This is a genomic window from Gimesia aquarii (genome assembly GCF_007748195.1).
GTDB lineage: Bacteria > Planctomycetota > Planctomycetia > Planctomycetales > Planctomycetaceae > Gimesia > Gimesia aquarii.
In genome coordinates this window covers 1,774,500-1,791,367 of the sequence record NZ_CP037920.1, presented here as the reverse complement: position 1 = coordinate 1,791,367, position 16,868 = coordinate 1,774,500, and the positions used below count along the sequence as shown (strand labels likewise).

Below are 16,868 nucleotides of genomic sequence, written 5' to 3'. Positions count from 1 at the left end.
CTGGCAGCAATAGACAATGAATAAATCAAATAACGTATCTGCTTAAAACTCCTGTTTGAGCAGGAATTTGCTTATGTCATCTCAACTTCATTCATAGCTCCAAGTGTGGTGCCATGATAAACTTCTGCAGGAATAATGTATGATTCAGAAGATTCGATCGGGATTTCTCCACTACGCATCTTGTTAAGTAGCTCAGCCGCGCGATGGCCCAGTTGAGTTTCATCGATTGTGACCGAAGCGATGTGTTGCTGGAGCACGCTATGGCGAATTTTGTCGCCGACTCCAATCAACGAAATCTCTTCGGGCATGCGGATTCCCATTTTGTTCAAATGCAAATAGATTCGCTCTGCCATCGAATCAAAGGTCGTAAAGATGGCAGTCGGTCGGTCTTTACTTTCCATCAAACGTTTTAATGTGCTCACAATATCGGCATCGAGTTTCTGCATATCGATCACGCCGTCTTCACCAAAATAGCAATGGTCTTCTGGTAGTTCGCAGCCCTCTTCGGCTAATGACTTCTGAAAACCATCCAAATACATATCTGTGGTGTGAGTGCAATGCGGTGCAAAAAAGGCAAAACGACGATGCCCCAGCTTCACCAGTGATTCACCCGCCAGTCTGCCAATCTCTTTATAGGGGAGCCCCAATAAAGGAGCGATGATCCCCTCAACGGGACGATGGCAAAAAACAACCGGAATGCCTGCTTTCTGTAGCTGACGAATTTGATACGCCGGAGTCGGAGGCGTACTGGCTGGCACAATGGCCACGCCTCCCACCTGATTATCGATCAACTGCAGAATGGCATTACCTTGTTTGTCAATATTATTGCGCGTGCAGCAAACCATCATCTGGTTTTGAGAGTGTCTGGCTGATTCCTCAAAGCTATGTTGCAGGGAAGGATAAAATCCGGATAACACTTCGGGAATCACCAATGCCAAAATGTCGAGCCCGGATGCCAGTCTTTGTCGCGCATTTTCATGCACGAAAGTCCCTTTTCCCTGAACCCGACTGACGAGTCCCTCACGCTCCAACATTCCCATCGCCTGTCTGACAGTACTGCGTGCACTTTCAAACAAATTTGCTAACTGTTGTTCAGAGGGAAGCGCTGTTCCCGGCGGAAGTTGCCCTTCTCTGATCTGTGTTTTGAGATATTCCTGAATGCGCTCGTATTTTGCCTGGGTGGAATCAGTGCTTTCATTTGCAGCAAACGAGGCAGCATCAAACGTTTCGTTTTTGAATAACAAAGTCGGATCATCCCAATTAGAAAGGTCTTTTTGTTTTGGTATCATGCCTGAGATTTTGAACAAATCAACGATAGGTACATACAACATGATACAACTTGATATTTGTTATGGTACTAATACATTTTTTTCTGTCAATTAAAAAACAAAAAACAAACCATAAATAATAACTTATCATCAATCTTTAAATGGATTTAGAACAACACCGAGAATCTAGCCCGACAATGATTCGCAAAATACATGTAGGAATATTATCAACACAACCATAGTGTCATTATGTATTTACATTCTCTTCAAAATCGAATCACAAAATTTCGAGTGGGTATTTCCCTTTGCAGAGTCTATGATGAGGTATTCAAAGATTGACACGGAATTGTGTCTATCGGCCTGAAAGTTCCAGTACTTCCGGCAGTTGAATGGGAAAATCCTGTCTTCCCAACTTTCGCGATGGAATCCTGCTTGCATCCAGCTTAAAAAGTGTTTCTACTATTAAAGTAGCGTATATTGCGAAAAATCCTACCTGAATAGTACTATGGGATTTAACTCCCTTTTCACCTTGGGTTTAGTGTGAACGAAACTCACTGCAAAATGAATCATGCCTGACGATCTTGTCTTTATGATGGGGAATTTCGAAGCCCGAATTCCTCAGGACCGTGTTTATAGTAAATCACACCTGTGGTTCATGCCTGAGCAAGATCATTGGCGGGTGGGTTTTACTGCGTATTCGGTTCGATTATTACAGGATGTCTATTTTCTGGACTGGGCTATTGACCCATTTACCCGTGTTCAGGAAAAACAGAAGATTGGAGAGATTGAAAGTTCAAAAGCATTATCCGATCTGTATGCCCCCTCAATGGGCCAGATCCTGGAATTTAATGAAGAATTGTTAAACGATCCCTCCGCCATCAATCAGGCGGATAATTACGATAAAGGTTGGTTATTTGAGATGGAGTCGAAGGCACAGTGGTTGACCCCATCCGAGTACATGCAAGTATTAGATGACGGCTGGGAGCAGACCCAGCGGATGATTAAAGGACAGCTCAACTAAAAAACAACAAACGGTTTACCGTTTTCGTTTCGCGTTGAAAAGGTTTTCAGAATGGCTGATAAAAAATTGACAGTAGTGATCTCTCAGGCTCAGGGGAAAAATCCCGCCAAGCGTGAGTTGGAAGAAACGCTGGCAGCAACACTCATGATGGAACCCGACCTTGAAGTCTCTCTGGTGCCTCACCTCTATGACCTTTCCGCCGACCACACAGGAACCCTGTTTCTGCAGGCGATCCGCGGTGATATGGTCGTCCTGTCATGGCTGTATCCGCGCGCTTCACACTGGGTCCTCGATCGGCAAAATGTACGCGGTCAGGAAGGACTGGTGCTGTTAAAAGCAGAGACTGATGAAGACGAAGAAGAACTGGAAGCAGCCGAGGAAAAATCGGCCCCCTTTGAAAACCCGGAGCGTCAAAACACAATCCCTGATCGCAAAATTTATTCGATTGATCTACGAGTCAGTTCAAACCCTGAAGACTACATTTCTGAAATCAAACGCATCTCTCAGGATGCACAGGTGCAAACCTTTCAGCTGATGAATGTGATTCAGGAAAGCCCCAAACCGGCACAGCTGGAAAAGTATTTGAAACCGCTGGATGCGATCAGCGCTCAGAAAGACAATAGCAGTGCAAACGAAGCAAACCAGTTAGAACCCACCAAACGTCGCTGGTATCCTGTGATTGACTATAGCCTGTGTACGAATTGCATGGAGTGCATCGATTTTTGCCTGTTCGGTGTCTACGGCGTCGATCAGGGGGGACAAATTCTGGTGGAAGAACAGGATAGCTGTAAAAAAGGCTGTCCTGCCTGTAGCCGCGTCTGCCCGGAAAATGCGATTATCTTCCCCGGCCATAAAACACCGGGCATTGCTGGTGCCGATGGTGAAGTCGCCGGCTTGAAAATTGATCTCTCCAAATTATTCGGCGCACCGGATGCATTGGAAATGGCAGCCAGAGAACGTGATGTGGAACTGGTCGCCGAGGGAAGGGATGCTGTGGGAATGACAGTAGGCATTCCCAATCGTTTAAAGGTTTCACAAGAAACCAGCGATGAGTTAGACGAGCTGATCGACAGCCTGGATGCCATGGACTTATAGGCTTTCAATGATTTGAAACAGAACTCTGATTAAAAAATAAGACATCGGAATGAGTGAAAGCATCTCCTACCAGAGAGTTCAAGCCGCATACCAGCGAGCACGGGCAGAATTACTTTCTGCCCGTAACGACGCCGGTCACTGGGAGGGAGAACTTTCCACTTCCGCGCTTTCAACGGCCACGGCAGTCATGGCACTTGAAATGATTCGTCGTCACCGCCCGGACGATGATCACTCACTCGACTCCTATATCAAACAAGGTATTCAATGGATCGCCACGCATCAAAATGAGGATGGCGGCTGGGGCGACACTGTCAAAAGCTTCAGCAACATTTCCACGAGTATGCTTTGCCACGCCGTATTTCATGCGACGTGTAATACAGAGAAATTTGCTACGGTTGTCGTCAATGCGAAACAATACATCGATCGCATCGGCGGTGTCGAGGCAGTCATCGCCCGCTATGGCAAAGATAAAACGTTCTCAGTGCCGATCCTCACACATTGTGCACTCGCAGGACTCGTCGATTGGAAAACCATCCCTGCCCTGCCCTTTGAATTGTCCTGTCTGCCTGCCAATTTTTACAAGACGGTGCGATTGCCCGTCGTCAGCTATGCACTGCCGGCGCTCATTGCCATCGGCCAAGTAAGGCATCATTTCCAAAAGCCCAGGAACCCGATCACACGTATCATCAGAAATCTGTCGATTCAGAAAAGCCTCAAGAAGCTGATTTCGATTCAGCCCACGAACGGTGGTTTTCTGGAAGCGGCCCCGCTCACTAGTTTTGTCACCATGAGTCTGGCGGGAATGGGTCTCGTCGATCACCCGGTTGTTAACAAGGGGCTCGAATTTTTACTCGCTTCCGCCAGACCGGATGGCAGTTGGCCCATCGATACCAACCTGGCGACTTGGACCACCACTCTTTCCGTGAATGCCATTCAGGGAACCCTCTCCGAATTTGAAAAAGCCCCCATTCGTCAATGGTTATTACAACAGCAATATCAGGAATTGCATCCTTACACTTCTGCGGAACCGGGAGGTTGGGCGTGGACCGATCTACCGGGGGGCGTGCCGGATGCCGATGATACTCCCGGGGCCATTCTGGCATTATTGAATTTAAGACCAGAAGATTCCGAACATGAACTCTCATCTGAATTGAGACTCGCCTTACGTAACGGCGTCCAATGGCTTCTCGATTTGCAAAATAGTAATGGGGGCTGGCCGACCTTCTGTCGTGGTTGGGGAACGCTTCCCTTCGATCAGAGTGCGGCTGATATTTCGGCACACGTCATTCGTGCGTTGCAAGCCTGGCTGGAAACAGAGCCAGATGATGCGGACATTCCATTGCGAAAACGTGCCGAACACGCCATCCAACGTTCGTTTCGTTATCTGGCATCAGTTCAACGCAACGATGGATCCTGGCTTCCACTCTGGTTTGGAAATCAGCACATCAAGAATGATGAAAATCCGGTTTACGGCACCGCGCGCGTGTTAGCCGCTTATGCGTCGCAGGAAATGTCTGATTCCACACAGGCGGAACAAGCCATCAAATTTTTGAAAAGCGTACAGAATACTGATGGTGGTTGGGGCGGTGATGCCGGAGCCCCCTCCAGTGTGGAAGAAACCGCCTTAGCAGTCGACACTTTACTGGCAATGGGCCTTGATCCTGACAATCCGAACATTACTTCGGGTCTGAACTGGCTGTTGCAACAGGTGGAAACAAACGGTTTTACTGAATCCACACCGATTGGCTTTTACTTTGCCAAATTATGGTATTTCGAACAACTTTATCCAATTATCTTTAGTGTTTCCGCCCTGCATCGGGCAGAAATGGTTTTAAAAAAATGTACTGATGACAATTTAAGATTGTCGCTTGCGGAAGAGGATTACCCTATAATGAGTACCGAGAAACAATAGGTCCCCCCCGATCCCCAAGCAAACTTTAATCAATAACTTGATCATCGCTCGGCTGAGTTACTTACAATAGAGGAGTGTTTCGTGTCCATCGCGCCTTTAGACCAGGAAAATTCTGAAGATAATATCGTCCCTGGCTCAGCAAAGCCTGCGCAAGACGCTTCCGAAGAAAAGAAACCAGTCAAAAGAAAACGAAAACGTCAAAGTACCAGTCACTTAAAAGCGGTTCCGGAAACACTCGCCCTGCGCGAAGAGATGAAAGCGGAAGCGGAAAAGTACGTCGAACATCTCGACTGTTCCAACCCCTTTACCAAAGCGACACTGGAAGCCTGGTCTCGCGAACTGCTGGAGCGGATGGAACAGCCTGAAAAGTTTCTGGGCTTCATGATGGTCTTGATCGGAAACTTTTTCTGGAAACGGCAATTTCTGGCGATCCCGTTTGAGCGACGCCTCTTGCTGCTGCCGCATTGTTTGAAACATGCCGAAGGTTGTCCGGCGGAATACGACGAGTTCGGCCTGGACTGCGAAAAATGCGGTGCCTGTTCGATTGCTGATTATAAAGTCAAAGCTGAAAAGCTGGGCTACAAGGTGCTCGTTGCTGAGGGCTCCCCCGTAGTGCTCAAAATCATCGTCGGCGGTTATGTCGATGGCATTTTAGGAGTCGCCTGCCTGAACGTGCTGGAAAAATCAATTGATAAAGTTCTGATCGCCGGTGTGCCCTCCTATGCAATTCCCCTCCATTCCGGTGACTGTAAAAATACAAAAATGGACGAACCCTGGATCTGGGAAGTGCTCGAAGAGTATCGCCCCCTCGAAGAGCCGCTCACCAGAAGTTATCTGCCGACGATGCGGGCTTCCAACGCGCTCTTTGAAGAAAACTTCGATCAGATTCTACCTCCCCGCCGCACAAAAACGGAACAGGCGGCTCAAACTCCGCTGGGGAAGACGGAAGCCATCGCCTACGACTGGCTGAAACATGGTGGAAAACGATTCCGCCCCTTTATTACCCTGGCAGCCTATAATGCTCTGAACAAAAACCAGACATCCACAACAAACACGGATCAACCAGAACAGAGTTACCCGCTCGGCGTTCAAAAAGCGGCGATGGCCATTGAAGTCTTCCACAAAGCGTCTCTCATCCATGATGATATTGAAGATGACGACCAATACCGCTACGGCCAGGAAACATTACATCGACAACATGGCACTGGCATGGCCATTAACATTGGTGACTACTTAATCGGCATCGGCTATCGCCTGCTAAACGAAGCCCGTGCCGACATCGGTGCCGAAGCCGCATCAGACTTAGTCGAAAAGATGGCAGCCGCGCATATTAAGCTGTGCGAAGGTCAAGGCGCAGAAATGTCCTGGCAGGACAGCCAGTCGTTTGAACTGGCGCCGCTCGACGCCTTACAGATTTACGCCCTCAAGACATCCCCCGCCTTCGAGGCCGCTCTGTATGCGGGAATTCGGATGACCGGTTCTGTGGGAGAGTACGAGGAATTAATCTCTTCGTTCTCAAGGCACATCGGCGTTGGCTTTCAGATTCTGAACGACCTCAAAGACTGGCAGGGCGATGACAATAACAAGCTCATCACTGGCCAGGACGCACTCGCAATGCGGCCCACACTACTACTGGCGCTGGCTCTGCAAACGGCAGACGACCATCAAAAAGCAGACTTGAAAGACATTCTGCTCGGCAATCCTTCCGATGGCCTGCGAATTGGTCGCTTACGCAAAATATACCAGGACTGCGACGTCTTCACAAAAGCGGAAGCACTCGTCGACAAATCACGAGCACGCGCCGAAGAACTGGCAGAAAGCGTTGACAACGAAGACTTCAAACAATTATTGAAATTCTTCTGCGAAACCGTCCTGGCCGAAGAAACCCCCGAAGAAAAACCAGAGCCTAACGTGCTCATGCCCCTCGCCAAGTAAGCTGGAAAACAGCTTAAATAACGGGTAAGCCGAATACAATTCGGACCAAACAAAGCGAGTTGGAATCTGACAGAGGCACAGAACTATGAATGTAAAATCTTTGTTCTGTTCTCACGCCGTTTATCTCCCCGACAATATTGCGGCGGGAGTGTTGCGCCGGTTATAAAAGAAGACGGAATTAATTAAGGACCAATCTGATTTATCATGTCCCGTAGCTCGAACATTTTAAAAAAAATGACCATATAGGGTATGGAAATCCCTGAATTCAATTAATAAAAAATCAGGACATCATGCAACATTTCATTTCTCAGTTTCTAGTAGCTGTAATTACCGTTTGCCTCTTTGCACCCTCGTCTGTTTCTTCCAGGGAACCACTTGCTCGCGACTCCCTTGTCTTCAGCGAAAAAGAGGGGATTGTCTCCGTCGAAGCGGAGCACTATTTCAAACAGACGCAACACGACGTTCGTGCATTTTATTTGACACACTCCAGGCAGACACCCGACCTCACTCCAGATGGTGATTCGCCGCACGTTGCCGGGGCAAGTGGCGGAGCCTATCTGGAAATCTTGCCGGATACGCGCCGAACTCATAGCGACAAATTGATCAAACAAAAAAACTTTTCACCTGAACCCGGTAAAATGGCTGTGCTTCATTACAAAGTGCATTTCAAAACGCCAGGGCGGTATTATGTCTGGGCGCGTGCTTATTCTACAGGCACGGAAGATAACGGCCTGCACGTTGGTATCGACGGAACGTGGCCCGCCAGCGGGCAAAGATTGCAGTGGTGTCAGGGAAAACAATCGTGGTGGTGGGAAAGCAGGCAGCGTACGAAAAAAGAACACTGCGGCGAACCCTACAAGGTATTCCTGGACATTCAAAAGGCGGGTACGCATCTGATCCAATTTTCGATGCGAGAAGACGGCTTCGAGTTTGATAAGTGGTTAATGACAACCGACCGAAACTTGAAACGTCCGCAGGGAAAAGGGCCTTCTTCGGTTGTCCATCAAGGAAAGTTGCCCAAACCGTTTCCGTATGTGAAGGCAAAGCGAAGTCAGCGTGTCACTATTAACAAGGAACCTGGCACCAGTCCCACAAAATCCACCAGTTCCCAACCGCTTCAAATGCCGCGTCAGCCGAACGGCGATGGCAACGCTACGATCAGTGGCGAACTCAGGCAGTGGCACAAGGTCACACTATCTTTGGCTGGGCCTTATGCTCACGAAAAAGACAACGCGCCGAATCCATTTACCGATTATCGAATGACTGTTTTGTTGACACACTCCAGCGGAACCAGCTACACAATTCCCGGTTATTTCGCTGCAGATGGCAACGCAGGCGAGAGTTCCGCAGAAGCAGGAACGGTTTGGAGAGCCCATTTCGCTCCGGATCAAACAGGTTTGTGGAAATATCAGATTTCATTCTCGTCTGGCAAGAACGCAGCGCTGGACGCGAAGGTCGCTACGAAAAATCTCACACCCTATGACGGTGTGTCCGGGCAATTTGAAGTGGCGGCCAGCGACAAGGAGGGGAAAGACTTTCGAGCGCATGGACGGCTGCAGTATGTTGGCAAGCACTACCTGCAACACGCCGGCTCGAAACAGTACTTTTTGAAAGTTGGCGCAGATGCCCCCGAAACATTGCTCGCTTACAAAGACTTCGACAACACCATCGCCGGTAAACCAAAAGGAGTCCCGTTGAAAACGTGGGGGCCGCATGTGAGGGATTGGAAGGATGGCGATCCGACCTGGAAAAATGACAAGGGCAAGGGGCTGATTGGTGCGATCAATTACTTGTCTGGTAAGGGTTGCAATGCATTTTCGTTTCTGACGTACAACGCAGGCGGCGATGGCGACAATGTCTGGCCCTTTATCCATCGCGACGACAAGCTGCATTACGACTGTTCGAAACTTGACCAATGGGGCATGGTATTTGACCACGGAACCAACCTGGGCATGTATCTCCATTTCAAGATGCAGGAAACCGAAAACGATGACCATCAAACGAAAGGGAACAAGCGAGTACCCGAAAGTCTGGACGGTGGCAATCTCGGCGTGCAGCGAAAACTTTATTGTCGCGAGTTGATCGCCCGTTTTGGTCACAACCTGGCGTTGAATTGGAACCTTGGCGAGGAAAACACTCAAACGACAGCACAACAGCAGGCGATGATTGATTACATCGCCGACCTGGACGCTTACAATCACAATATTGTCGTTCACACTTTTCCAGGGCAACAAGATCAGGTCTATCGGTCACTCATTGGAAAAAAGTCGAAGCTGACGGGTGTGTCACTACAAAACAGTGAATTGGAAACCACACACGCTCAAACAGTGAAATGGGTTCGCGAGTCCGCCAAAGCCGGCAAGCCGTGGGTCGTCGCCTTTGATGAATCGGGGAGTGCCGCTCACGCTCAATGCCCCGACCTCGGCTACAACGGATTTGATGGACGCGACCGCGAAGGCAAGATGATTTATACGCAGCACAAAGTCCGCAAACAAACCTTGTGGGCCGTACTGATGGCGGGGGGAGCAGGCAACGAATACTACTTCGGCTATAAATTTGACCAGAACGATCTCAAGTGTGAAGACTGGCGCAGTCGCGATCAAAGCTGGGACTACTGCCGCATCGCAATCAACTTCTTTCACGAGCATCACATCCCATTCTGGACGATGACAAACGCCGATGAACTGGTTGGAAATCCAAATCATAGCGTATCGCGATTCTGCTTCGCCTCGCAGGGAAACCTCTACCTGGTTTACCTTCCACAAGGCGGAACCACGAAACTGGATCTGTCTGACGCGAAGGGCGATTTTAACGTCAAGTGGTTTAATCCTCGTGCTGGCGGCGACTTAACAACAGGTTCAGTGAAGTCAATTACTGGTGGAGGGAAAGTCAACCTGGGATCACCTTCTGTGGATCCAAAAGAGGACTGGCTAATCGTAGTTCGTAAAAACAGTAAATGATGTGGTTTAAAAAGAGAAAAAGGTGTCCGGAGCCTTTTCGTTTGATACTTTATTCGAATCTCATGATACAGAGTGCATCTACATAAGATTATGAATCAGTTACATGCAAACCACAAAATAATCGTATCATAATGAAGCTCTCTGTCAATTAATGATAAATATGATGTAATGTTTGTGCTGAAGAAGCAATTGTTTCTATTTTAACAAGGTACTACTGTCTGGTCTAAATAGCTCGTCCAATAGTGTTAGTAGAATCATATTCAGACTGCTAATTACTCTCTCATATCCGAAGAGATTTAAAAAAGTAGGCAGTACCTTTGTAATTGCCATCTTTATATACGAAAATCAATCGAGCAGAATGATTCGAACCACCCTGATTAAAGTTCGTGGCTTTCGTGCTTTTCGTGGTAGTTAAATGTAGGCGCAAGTTAGTAGGTCCACTTCGTAACGGAAATTATTTTTGTAGAATAGCGAGGTCTATCACCCTGTCGCTCAGTAGGTTCAAAGCTTTCTGAGATTTTTCCTCCACATAAAGCGTTCAAAATGAGGAGAACAAACCAATGGGACGTAAGAAGAAAGTCATCCTTCCCAGCGCCGGAGACGCATTTGCAGTTCCGCTTGAAGATGGTCGGTATTCTGTGTGCCGCGTGCTGGCTGATCGAATCACTCGACCAAGATTAAGTATCGATGCAGTCTTAGTCGCATCCTCTGCCTGGATCGGGTCTGAAGTACCCTCCGTGGATAATCCGGAATTAAGACCAATTCTTAAACTTACACATCATGCATGGGATGAGGAAAAAATTGCCTGGATCAGTGACCCCGTCCCCGACACATTTATTCCGATTGGAACCATTACTCCCACGGAAGAAGAAGCGTCCCTGAATTGTCCTTCATACAGTGACTGGTTCTCAAAGATACAACAGCCCTTGATGCAGTGGCAGTGGGATCATGATCGTGAGGCTGTCATAGCAGAGGATGCTGCCAGGGAACAGGCGCAAGCTGATCAAGCAGCACAGAAAAAACGGGAACGCCAAGAACAATTGAAACAGGCAAAGTTGAAAGACCTCGCAAAACACAAGTTTTTCGCAGACTGGACGTATCCTCCGAAAAAAGCGATCACAGCTTCACGCAAAATCATGGTCGACACAGTTCAGGCGTTGATCGAACTTGGTAAGTCAGCAAGCGAACCCGATCGGCTCAATGTGCTGCAGAGCTGCGTCGAAGCCTTCAATGCACTCGACGAAAAACTGGAATTCATTGAAACCGTCGAGCGTGAAGATATCTGCCACGAATTCGAGGCCATCGTGCATGCGTGCGGCTTAGGCGCACATGAAAATCTGGCCGATGAATGGCGTGACTGGTAACCAACAGAAACAGAGAAAAATATTCGCTGCACCTTTTGGGTCTATTGCTTCACACTCACACAGATTTCCACGATGTGATGTTTCTCGGGATGCTCTTCCGGGTTGTTGAGATACAGTTCATAACAGGGTCGAGTCGCATCGCGTTCATAGTCACTTTGCTCGACCCAATCCACGATCAGGTTCCACGCAGTTTCATATTCTGGGGGACCGGTTAATTCGGCGTGCATCACAACATAAGAACCACCGGGCAATCGCTTCTCTTGTATCTCCGCATCATCAACGTCGGTTCCCTCGGGGATGCTGATGCAGACATCTAACTTGAGTTCATCGAGTGGCGTATCACAGGGATCATTAACATACGACGACAAGAAAACGGTCTCCGCCGAAAACAAGCCTTTGGCGCCTGCCCAGTTACCAACTTTGGTAAAGAGGCGTTTAAATAATTCGGTATCGCCGATGTAGTTACCCTGATGTGAGACGCAGGCCACCAAACGTTCTGGTAACTGCTGGACTTCCGGTGTTTTATTTTCCATGAGATTCTCTTTACTCTGATTATCAAATTATGATTCTAAAAAATATCGCTGCCTGGCTGATAGCATGCAGTCGATATTTGGAACACCATATATGATTACATCGAACGAGAGTCATCTGTCAACTGAATGGTCAAGATTAAATGCAACAGATAAACGCATCTCGATTCTTAACAGAGTTACTACAGTCGCCTGTTTTCCTTTCGAGTTTTCGTGGTAGTCAAAAGCGAAAATCATCCTTTTAACTATTCCAACTCCGGTGGCACGCTTCCGTAACCCCAGGGATTGTTATTGAACGCGGGGGCTGCTGGACGCTGCGGCACTTTGTCGGGGGTTAGCTGCTTCGAAAGCTCAACCGCTGCATCCACCATTTGGGGTCCCGCCGTGATGATGAGATTGCTGTATCCTGTCAGGCGGGTTTCATAACCACCACCGTTTTTATCAAACGCCTCTTTGGTGGGAACATACCCGACACACCCATTGGCCAGTGAAACAGGAAATGTGATCGGAAACGGGCTGCCCGCTTTGATGTCGAGACCGAGTTGACAGAAAAATTCCGCAGGGTCTGTCAGTAATACTACGGGCCCCAACTGAACTGCTTGAATTTCGACTTCTGCCACCGGTTCTTTTTGCAGACGGGCATCGAGCAGTACAGTCTCTTTCGCAAACACCCAGTCGACGGCTCCTGATTTTGCCGGTCCGGCTTTCACCATTTCGATCGCTTTCTTCACACGTTCCGGATTTGGTTTGCGACGAGGGATCTTAAGTATTCTGGTTTTGCTGGCCACTGTTTCAAAGTTGCCGCGCGGCATTGAAAGCAGGACCTTGACAGTTTCGGCCCCTACGCGACCGCCGACAAAACGCGCTGATTCTTCGCTCGGACGTCGTTGGAATTTTGAAAGATTATCAACCTGTGTGACATCGCCCGATGCCCCCGCTAAAAACACGACAATGGCATCTTTACCGAAAACTCCTCGAATGACTTGTTCGACATAATAGATATAGTTCGCCGAAATACCACCCGGATTGGTGGTCGCATGACAGACGAAATTCACAATGCAACCTTTCAGCTCACCCTGCTCATCCCATACGCCGATGACGCCTACTTCAGGATCAACGGGACCGGCGGGTTTTACAATATCCGGGTTACCGGGACGCGGATGTGTAAAGGACAAACCGTTACGCATAAAGAAACGGCGGTTGAAGGCAACTTGTTCTTCAATGCCCACACCAGCGCCGCACTTTGAAGCGTTTCGCTTTTTATACGCTTTACAGATGGCTTCAACAGACTGATCAACCACCGTTTCAAGATAAGCAGAGTCTGCCGTTGATGATTTTTCATATGCCAGTTCTTGCACGAAGTCAGAAGCATGGTCGTACTCACCGGGCAAAATCATGCCCATGGGACCTGAAGAGTGCGAGTGCGTGGCGTGGAGCAGAATCGAATCCGCGGGAATCTTACATTTGGCTTGAACGCGTTTCCTAATTTCATTGACTGTGACGCGACGAATAAATAACGCATCCAGACTCACTACAGCCACAACATGTTTTCCATTGTCAAACACGGTTGCTCGTACTTTGCACGGATCATGGAATGAGCGATGAAATGATTTCCCATAACCGCCGGGCTGCTCCATCCCAATTTCGGGAGTAATATCGCGTTCTGCAAAGCCGACTTTGATTTGCGGTGCCTCAGCAGCAAAACAAAGCGCTGGAATCAGAAACAGAAAAGATCGTGAAATTGTTTTCAAGCAAGAGGAGAGCATGTTCATGGGTAAGACTCGGCATATTTGGGGTAGGAAACGTGAGGAACTGACATCGTTTTATTTAAGCAAAATTAAAAATCGGCGACTACTGAAGAATGTTAAGAAATGATTGTTCGTCAGAAATTTGTCTGAGAGGAGAATTTCTTATCACTGGTGCCGGAACGATAATCTCTATTTACTAGAGTTGTTTCTGATTGCCAAACAGGTTGTCAACAATCTGATTCTCCTGGCCACCGATGACTTGAATCGAGTAGGTTTTCTCGTTGCCCGGCAAATCGTTTTGAATCAGACAGTCTGAGATACGACTCTGAGAAACGTTCTTCAGTAACAGGCCTACTTTGGCATAATCGAGAATCGTACAGCCCGTCACATTCATCCGCCGCGAATCACGAATTTCTAAAGCCGCGGTTTCATCGCCGGTTCCATTGATGTGATTTCCGCTGATGGTACAGCCATCGCAATTGGTCAAGAGCATCCCCACTTTGGCAGTCGCCCCATCACGATAGTGATAGCGCGGATTGCGATCCAGCACATTATTCGAAACCACAATGTTATGACAGTCATGAATTCGGATATTGTGGGTATAGCCTTTCCACATCGTATTGCCGGTTACCGTCACGCCACGGGCACTGGTGATCTCAATGTTGGTCTGCACATCAGAAAGCACATTGTCGGCGATGGTAATATTGCCATCGCGATATTCAGTGGAGTGTGGTCTGATGCGTGCATGTTCGTTAATGCGAATATTGGCGGAACCTGGAGCATAATGGTCGTGTTGAATCGTGCAACCAACGATGGCAATCTCACCCACCATAGCCCCTTCCGAGTCGATCAATACATTGGCGGTTGGCTCAGAGTTTTCATCGCCCATGTTGCCTTCAATGTCACACGTGCCGATATGGATGTTGCGAATGTCTCCTTTACGCACAACCACACCCCCGCCGGCATTGTAGGAAATATGACAGCCGACAATATTCGATTGATGAATGTTGACATGGTCATAAAAGACTCCCGCGCCCCGGTTCTCATAAATATGACAGTTGGAAATAATCAGATTTCGATTCCGTTTCACAAAATGGATGCCATGCAGTGCGCGGCGAATGGTCAGCCGCGTGAAGGTCATCTGCATGGTTCCCGTGGCTTCGATGCCGCAGGCTTCGGGGTGATCGCCCACAATTTCCAACCCGTCCACCAGCGGAGAACGTTGATTCTGCCAGACATTCTCCTTAACGGTTTTCGGGCTGGCAGTACCGGCATGTGTACCAATAAAGCGGAATGCGGGCCCTGCTCCTGCCATAATGATCGTCGCAGTACCATCTGAACTGAGAGAAGTCGGTCCCAGTTTGTCCAGATCGACAGTGATCGTTTTCGTAATACGATAGACGCCTTTGGGAAACTGAATCTGCCCCATTTTGGTACCGACGGCTTTTTGGATGGCAGCAGAGTCGTCGGTTTTTCCATCGCCGGTGGCTCCAAACGACTTCACAGTCGGAATCGCGGGTGCCTGGCTCACCGTCGAGTCATTTTGTGAGACACTCTTTTGTGATGAAATCACAAGAAAACCAATGACTATGAGAGTAGAGAAAGAAATGACGAGTCCGCGCATGAGATTAACCTTGAGTTGATTTTGTTGAATTTCCGAGTCAGTCCTATCAGACAATATTGTAATCAGAATAACTCGCCGAATGCTATCATCGGAATCGATTCCTATGAAATTACTTGATGTGCTTTATGTACTGACATGCCTGACTTTTGGAGAAGTAAAATGTTCATACGAAATAAAACAAAAAGACGCCTTTCTTTCCGAGTGAATCTGGATTATGTTGTGGTGGAATCGTTCTATTTCTTTCTTAATGAATCGTAAATGAGATGATTGATCGACAAGAAGAACCTGAATTCATTCCCGGCGATCGGGAATTATTGCAGTTACATACGCGCTGGATGCGCTTTGCTTATGATGAAGCACGTGCGGCTTTTGAAGAGGATGAAGTTCCTGTAGGCGCCGTCATCGTCTATCAGGATCGCATCATCGCAGCCGCTCATAATCAAAGAGAGACGTTGAACGATCCGACGGCACATGCCGAAATGATTGCCATCACGCAAGCAGCAGAATCACTTGGTTCCTGGCGTTTGTCTGACTGTCTGTTGTACGTCACGCTGGAGCCCTGTCCCATGTGTGCGGGTGCGATTATTCAATCGAGAATCCCCTTCGTCATCTATGGCACGCGTGATGAAAAAGCGGGCGCCTGTGATTCATTATTTCAAATTACCAATGATTCCCGATTAAACCATCAAAGCACTGTCATTAGTGGTGTGATGCAAGAGGAATGCCGCACAATCCTGCAAGAGTTTTTTCGTCAAAAACGTGCAGAAGGTAAAAAGTAATTCTGAATCTCTACTTAATTTGATGTTTGCAAGTGCAAAACCAAATGTCTGTTTTTTTATTTTTAAATTTCATTCATTGTGTGAGCGCGGTGATAAAAAAACAGATTCATCTCAAGTTTAGAAAACTAATCTACATATCAAGGAATTATCACAGAAATGATTAATCAGAATTTGTCAAGTGATTTTCGACGAAAAGAAACATCATTAAAATCGTTTTAAATTTTATTTAATTTCCGCTTGTCCTTCTGATGGCAGTTCGTCAGAATGTGCTTCACAATAACTATTCACAATTCACAGATTCAAATCTGAAATATCTTTGAGGCGAGCGAATGCATATTATCTCTCGTGGCATGAATGAGAGTATCCTCATTGGGGAACATACAGTTGTTAAAGTGCTTGAAGTATTTGAGGACCACGTAAGAATTTCAGTAGAGACTCCCGGAGCAGAACCTGCTTACTGGGAAAAAGATGTCTATCTGGATCAATCTGTTGAATTGGAGGAATTACAACCAGTCGAAGCCACTAGTTGATTCCTTCAGAACAAACCTTCAGAGTAAAAATCAGTGTAGGTAAAACTGCCTCCTGAGTGTTCCCGTTTCCATGCTTTCTCTAAAGAAGCTGGGCTTTCTAGC

Annotated in this window: 12 protein-coding genes; 8 read left to right on the top strand and 4 right to left on the bottom strand. The window is 47.6% G+C overall.

Annotated elements, in window-relative coordinates:
• Nucleotides 1–71: 71 nt before the first annotated feature.
• Complete coding sequence (locus V144x_RS07330) at nt 72–1,289, bottom strand: GntR family transcriptional regulator (RefSeq protein ID WP_197998806.1); 1,218 nt, start codon at nt 1,287–1,289, stop codon at nt 72–74.
• A gap of 547 nt (nt 1,290–1,836) precedes the next feature.
• Between V144x_RS07330 and V144x_RS07325 the strand changes: the two genes are divergently transcribed.
• The 6 genes from V144x_RS07325 (at nt 1,837) to V144x_RS07300 (ending at nt 11,555) form a co-directional block, all read left to right on the top strand.
• Entirely contained in the window at nt 1,837–2,289 is a 453-nt protein-coding gene (locus V144x_RS07325) for a glycine cleavage system protein H (RefSeq protein WP_144983553.1), read from the top strand.
• A 51-nt stretch (nt 2,290–2,340) separates the two neighbouring features.
• Nucleotides 2,341–3,384 (top strand): ATP-binding protein, encoded by a 1,044-nt coding sequence (locus V144x_RS07320; protein WP_144983551.1) that lies wholly within the window; start codon nt 2,341–2,343, stop codon nt 3,382–3,384.
• 49 nt (nt 3,385–3,433) lie between these two features.
• Nucleotides 3,434–5,296, top strand: coding sequence for a prenyltransferase/squalene oxidase repeat-containing protein (locus V144x_RS07315; RefSeq protein ID WP_144983549.1), 1,863 nt, complete (start codon nt 3,434–3,436; stop codon nt 5,294–5,296).
• 81 nt (nt 5,297–5,377) lie between these two features.
• Entirely contained in the window at nt 5,378–7,231 is a 1,854-nt protein-coding gene (locus V144x_RS07310) for a polyprenyl synthetase family protein (protein ID WP_144983547.1), read from the top strand.
• A 290-nt stretch (nt 7,232–7,521) separates the two neighbouring features.
• Nucleotides 7,522–10,191, top strand: coding sequence for a DUF5060 domain-containing protein (locus tag V144x_RS07305; protein WP_144983545.1), 2,670 nt, complete (start codon nt 7,522–7,524; stop codon nt 10,189–10,191).
• Between the two features lie 560 nt (nt 10,192–10,751).
• On the top strand, nt 10,752–11,555 hold the full coding sequence (locus V144x_RS07300) for a DUF5713 family protein (protein ID WP_144983543.1): 804 nt from the start codon (nt 10,752–10,754) through the stop codon (nt 11,553–11,555).
• Between the two features lie 41 nt (nt 11,556–11,596).
• Here the strand turns inward: V144x_RS07300 and V144x_RS07295 are convergent, their stop codons facing one another.
• The 3 genes from V144x_RS07295 to V144x_RS07285 form a co-directional block, all read right to left on the bottom strand.
• Nucleotides 11,597–12,088, bottom strand: coding sequence for an AraC family transcriptional regulator (locus V144x_RS07295; protein ID WP_144983541.1), 492 nt, complete (start codon nt 12,086–12,088; stop codon nt 11,597–11,599).
• Between the two features lie 242 nt (nt 12,089–12,330).
• Complete coding sequence (locus tag V144x_RS07290; RefSeq protein WP_197998805.1) at nt 12,331–13,857, bottom strand: hypothetical protein; 1,527 nt, start codon at nt 13,855–13,857, stop codon at nt 12,331–12,333.
• A gap of 172 nt (nt 13,858–14,029) precedes the next feature.
• On the bottom strand, nt 14,030–15,457 hold the full coding sequence (locus V144x_RS07285; RefSeq protein ID WP_144983540.1) for a right-handed parallel beta-helix repeat-containing protein: 1,428 nt from the start codon (nt 15,455–15,457) through the stop codon (nt 14,030–14,032).
• Nucleotides 15,458–15,720: 263 nt separating this feature from the next.
• On the opposite strand from V144x_RS07285, the gene tadA reads away from it, so the two are divergent.
• The gene (gene tadA, locus V144x_RS07280; protein ID WP_144983538.1) at nt 15,721–16,236 is read left to right on the top strand and encodes a tRNA adenosine(34) deaminase TadA; all 516 of its coding nucleotides are present in this window, start codon (nt 15,721–15,723) and stop codon (nt 16,234–16,236) included.
• Between the two features lie 329 nt (nt 16,237–16,565).
• Nucleotides 16,566–16,766 (top strand): carbon storage regulator, encoded by a 201-nt coding sequence (locus tag V144x_RS07275; RefSeq protein ID WP_144983536.1) that lies wholly within the window; start codon nt 16,566–16,568, stop codon nt 16,764–16,766.
• Nucleotides 16,767–16,868 lie beyond the last annotated feature (102 nt).

What these genes read in the sequence shown, in the direction of transcription:
- V144x_RS07330 (WP_197998806.1), bottom strand. Translation starts at nt 1,289, where the DNA reads ATGATACCAAAACAAAAAGACCTTTCTAATTGGGATGATCCGACTTTG.
- V144x_RS07325 (WP_144983553.1), top strand. Translation starts at nt 1,837, where the DNA reads ATGCCTGACGATCTTGTCTTTATGATGGGGAATTTCGAAGCCCGAATT.
- V144x_RS07320 (WP_144983551.1), top strand. Translation starts at nt 2,341, where the DNA reads ATGGCTGATAAAAAATTGACAGTAGTGATCTCTCAGGCTCAGGGGAAA.
- V144x_RS07315 (WP_144983549.1), top strand. Translation starts at nt 3,434, where the DNA reads ATGAGTGAAAGCATCTCCTACCAGAGAGTTCAAGCCGCATACCAGCGA.
- V144x_RS07305 (WP_144983545.1), top strand. Translation starts at nt 7,522, where the DNA reads ATGCAACATTTCATTTCTCAGTTTCTAGTAGCTGTAATTACCGTTTGC.
- V144x_RS07300 (WP_144983543.1), top strand. Translation starts at nt 10,752, where the DNA reads ATGGGACGTAAGAAGAAAGTCATCCTTCCCAGCGCCGGAGACGCATTT.
- V144x_RS07295 (WP_144983541.1), bottom strand. Translation starts at nt 12,088, where the DNA reads ATGGAAAATAAAACACCGGAAGTCCAGCAGTTACCAGAACGTTTGGTG.
- V144x_RS07290 (WP_197998805.1), bottom strand. Translation starts at nt 13,857, where the DNA reads ATGAACATGCTCTCCTCTTGCTTGAAAACAATTTCACGATCTTTTCTG.
- V144x_RS07285 (WP_144983540.1), bottom strand. Translation starts at nt 15,457, where the DNA reads ATGCGCGGACTCGTCATTTCTTTCTCTACTCTCATAGTCATTGGTTTT.
- tadA (WP_144983538.1), top strand. Translation starts at nt 15,721, where the DNA reads ATGATTGATCGACAAGAAGAACCTGAATTCATTCCCGGCGATCGGGAA.
- V144x_RS07275 (WP_144983536.1), top strand. Translation starts at nt 16,566, where the DNA reads ATGCATATTATCTCTCGTGGCATGAATGAGAGTATCCTCATTGGGGAA.